Below are 738 nucleotides of genomic sequence, written 5' to 3' on the forward strand. Positions count from 1 at the left end.
GCATCATCCTGGTGCACGCCCTGGAAATGTCCGACGATCCCGAAGGTTTGCTCCGCGAGGTTTGGCGGGTGCTCGCGCCGTCCGGCCGGTTGATGGCGGTGATTCCGAATCGCCGGGGCGTCTGGACCCGCACCGACTCGACGCCGTTCGGTCACGGCCGGCCCTATTCACGCTCGCAGATCACGCAGTTGCTGCGACAGACCTGGTTTACGCCGACGGCGTGGAGCGAGGCGCTGTTCATGCCGCCGGTCGGAATGGGCTGGTTTCTGCGCTCGGCGATGGCCTGGGAGCGGATCGGCGCGGCGTTGTCGATGCCGTTCGCCGGCGTGCATATCGTCGAAGCCACCAAACAGGTCTATCGGGCGATCCCCGCCAAGCGCGAACGCACGCGGCTGATTCCTGCGCTGCAGCCGGTGCTGGTGCCGACCTCCGGGATGCGGCGCGACGATGAGGCGGATCATCTTGGCGAGGCCGAGCCGCACTCGCGCTGAGCGCTATTTTTCCGCGAGCGGATGCAGGTCGCGGACCAGGCTCTTGAGCCGCTCTTCCACCACATGGGTGTAGATCTGCGTCGTGGAAATATCGGTATGACCGAGCAGCGTCTGCACGATGCGAAGATCGGCGCCGTTATGCAGCAGATGGCTGGCAAAGGCGTGACGCAGCACGTGCGGCGACACCAGCCGCGGCGCAATGCCGGATGCGGCGGCGAGTTCTTTCAGGTCGCGCGCGAAATGCTGC

The 738-nt window shown here is 66.0% G+C and carries 2 protein-coding genes; one reads left to right on the top strand and one right to left on the bottom strand.

The annotated features are described in order from the left end of the window. On the top strand, positions 1–491 hold a 491-nt coding region (locus AC1DU6_RS33875; protein WP_477862780.1), incomplete at its 5' end, for a class I SAM-dependent methyltransferase. Positions 492–494: 3 nt separating this feature from the next. On the opposite strand, the gene AC1DU6_RS33880 is transcribed toward AC1DU6_RS33875, so the two are convergent. Further along, a partial coding sequence (locus AC1DU6_RS33880) for a tyrosine-type recombinase/integrase (protein ID WP_477862782.1) occupies positions 495–738 on the bottom strand: 244 nt, incomplete at its 5' end.

The sequence above is a fragment of the Roseateles sp. P5_B10 genome (genome assembly GCF_056400485.1).